The 2,451-nt window shown below is 69.5% G+C and carries 4 protein-coding genes; all 4 read left to right on the top strand.

Features of this window, described 5'->3' with window-relative positions; genetic code table 11:
* A partial coding sequence (locus QH283_RS29425) for an ATP-binding protein (RefSeq protein ID WP_280506176.1) occupies positions 1-1,082 on the top strand: 1,082 nt, incomplete at its 5' end.
* Entirely contained in the window at positions 1,082-1,513 is a 432-nt protein-coding gene (locus QH283_RS29430) for a roadblock/LC7 domain-containing protein (protein ID WP_280506177.1), read from the top strand. The genes QH283_RS29425 and QH283_RS29430, both read left to right, overlap by 1 nt.
* Positions 1,510-1,860, top strand: a complete 351-nt coding sequence (locus tag QH283_RS29435) for a DUF742 domain-containing protein (protein ID WP_040796117.1) — start codon at positions 1,510-1,512, stop codon at positions 1,858-1,860. Before QH283_RS29430 ends, QH283_RS29435 begins: the two co-directional genes overlap by 4 nt.
* Positions 1,835-2,440: a GTP-binding protein gene (locus QH283_RS29440; RefSeq protein ID WP_324246288.1), complete on the top strand. Its 606-nt coding sequence runs from the start codon at positions 1,835-1,837 to the stop codon at positions 2,438-2,440. Before QH283_RS29435 ends, QH283_RS29440 begins: the two co-directional genes overlap by 26 nt.
* Positions 2,441-2,451: the final 11 nt, after the last annotated feature.

A 2,451-nucleotide genomic window follows, 5' to 3' on the forward strand; every position in this document is an offset into this window, starting at 1 on the left:
CGCCCCCCCCCCGCGGGCCCGCCCCGGCGGGCGCGCGGCGCACCAGCCTGCCGGGGGCGGCGGCCGCGGCCGCCGTGCGGGCCACCGCCCGTGAGGCGACCAACGGCGCGGTGCGCTCCTTCGGCACCGCCGTGGTCAGCCTCGGCGCCGACGTCAGCCAGGTGGTGAGCATGGCGCTGCGCCAGCACCGCGGCGACGACGTCTACGCCACGCTGACCCACATCGACCACACCGTCCAGCAGATGATCCGCCAGGCCCAGTCCTACGTGATCGTCTGTGGCGGCCTGCCCGGCAGGCGCTGGCCGGCCCAGGAACTCACCGACATCGTCGGTGGCGCCACCGGCCGCGTCCGCGACTACCTGCGGGTGCGGGCCAACCAGTCCGACCGGGTCGTCATCAGCCGCGCGGTCGAGCCGCTGGTGCACACGATGGCGACCCTGCTGGACAACGCCCTGCGTTACTCGCCGCCGACCTCGTTCGTCGACGTGACCTTCCAGGAAGGCCATCACGGCGTGACGATCATCGTCGACGACGCGGGCGTGCGGATGAACGCCGAGCAGATGGAAGAGGCTCGGCAGGTGCTGGCGGGCGAACGCACCGTCGACGTCCACCAGCTCGGGCCTTCGCCCAAGGTCGGCTTCCCCGGCATCGCGGCGCTGGCGCGTCGCTACGGGTTCACCGTCTACATCGACGGTCCGAACGCCTACGGCGGCATGCGCGCCATGGTCTACATCCCCGAGGCGCTGCTGCAGCCGCGCAAGCCCGCGGATGCGGTCGAGGCCGACGAACCGCGCCGCGAGGCGATCGAGGAAGTGGTGCCGGAGCGGGAGCCCGTCGCGGTCGCCGCGGCGCCTCGCCCGGACCATGGGGAGGAGAAGCAGTTCGCCGTGCACGAGATCACACAGGGCGGGCTGCCGAAGCGGCGGCGCAGGACCGTCGCGACACCTGTGACCGGTGCGCGGCCGCGCCGGTCGGATTCCGAGGGGACACCGGGACGACCGGACATCGCAGCGGCCTGGCATGCCGGTTCGAAGAGCGGTCGCGCAGCAGCGACCGACCACACGGAAGGGACGACACCTTGATGGGCTCGACGAATACTGCCGTGAGCGACAGCAGCAACAAATTGGGGTGGTTGCTCGAGGATCTGAGCATCCCCGGGGTGCGTTTCGCTGTCCTGCTCTCCGATGACGGACTGCGCATCGCGCACTCCTCGGGCATCGCTCGCGACGATGCCGAGCGGTTCGCGGCGGCTGCCTCGGGTCTGCGCTCGCTGGGCAAGGCCCTCGGCGAGTTCTGCGGTGGCCCGGACAGCGGTGTGCGGCAGAACATGACCGAATACGACGACGGGATGATCTTCATCACCGCCGCCGGGGAGAGCACCCTGCTAGGGGTCTCGACCACCAACGACATCGATGTCAGCTTGGTCGCGCATCGGATGAACGAGCTGGCTGGCCGGGTCGGCCACGAGCTCGGCAGCCTGCCGCGACAGAGGCCGGACAGCGACCTGTCATGAGCAGGCACCGCCGCGACCCCGACCTCGTTCGGGCCTATGTGCGCACGGGCGGTCGGTCCCGACCCACCCGCGACCTCGACCTGGTGACCCTGGTCGTGGCCGCGTCCGACCCGCCCACCGGTGCGAGTCCAGACGTTCGCAGGGTGATGAGTCTGTGTAGTCGCCGCGGCGCCCTGTCCATCGCGGAATTGGCCGCATACCTGGACATGCCGCCGTCCGTGGTGAAGATCGTGGTGTCCGATCTGCTCGACGGCGGCAATCTCAGCACTCCCACTCCGGCCGAACTGTTGCCGGAGATCTCCCTGTTGGAGGAGGTACTCAATGGTCTCCGGGCTCTCCCGGCCTGATCGTGTGGTCGAATATGTGCCGGAGTCGGTGACCAGATCGGTGAAACTACTGGTGGCGGGCAACTTCGGTGTCGGCAAGACCACCTTCGTGAACAGCATCTCCGAGATCAAGCCGCTGCGCACGGAGGAGACGATCACCGAGGCGAGCATCGGCGTCGACGACATGGCGGGTCTGCCCGGCAAGACGCAGACCACCGTGGCGATGGATTTCGGGCGGATCACGCTCAATCCGACGCTGGCGCTCTACCTGTTCGGCACGCCGGGACAGCAGCGGTTCGTGCCGCTGTGGGAGGAACTGGCACGCGGCGCGCTCGGCGCGCTGGTGCTGGTCGACACGCGGCGCATCGAGAAGTCCGACGAGGTGTTGTCGGTGCTCGAGGAGCGTGGCGTGCCGTATTCGGTGGCGGTCAACCAGTTCGACGACGCCCGCCCCTACCCGCTGGAGGAAGTGCGCGACGCGCTCGATCTCTCGCCGGACACCCCGCTGACGAGCCTCGATGCCCGCCATCGCGGCACCTGTCTGCAATCGCTGATCACGTTGGTGGAGTACCTGTTCCACCGCGTGGAGGCACCGGTCTGACACCCTTCGCG

Source organism: Nocardia farcinica, from assembly GCF_029867845.1.
Lineage (GTDB): Bacteria > Actinomycetota > Actinomycetes > Mycobacteriales > Mycobacteriaceae > Nocardia > Nocardia farcinica_A.

Bases quoted from the DNA above. Each gene is read 5' to 3' on its own strand.
- QH283_RS29430 (WP_280506177.1), top strand. From the start codon at position 1,082: ATGGGCTCGACGAATACTGCCGTGAGCGACAGCAGCAACAAATTGGGG.
- QH283_RS29435 (WP_040796117.1), top strand. From the start codon at position 1,510: ATGAGCAGGCACCGCCGCGACCCCGACCTCGTTCGGGCCTATGTGCGC.
- QH283_RS29440 (WP_324246288.1), top strand. From the start codon at position 1,835: ATGGTCTCCGGGCTCTCCCGGCCTGATCGTGTGGTCGAATATGTGCCG.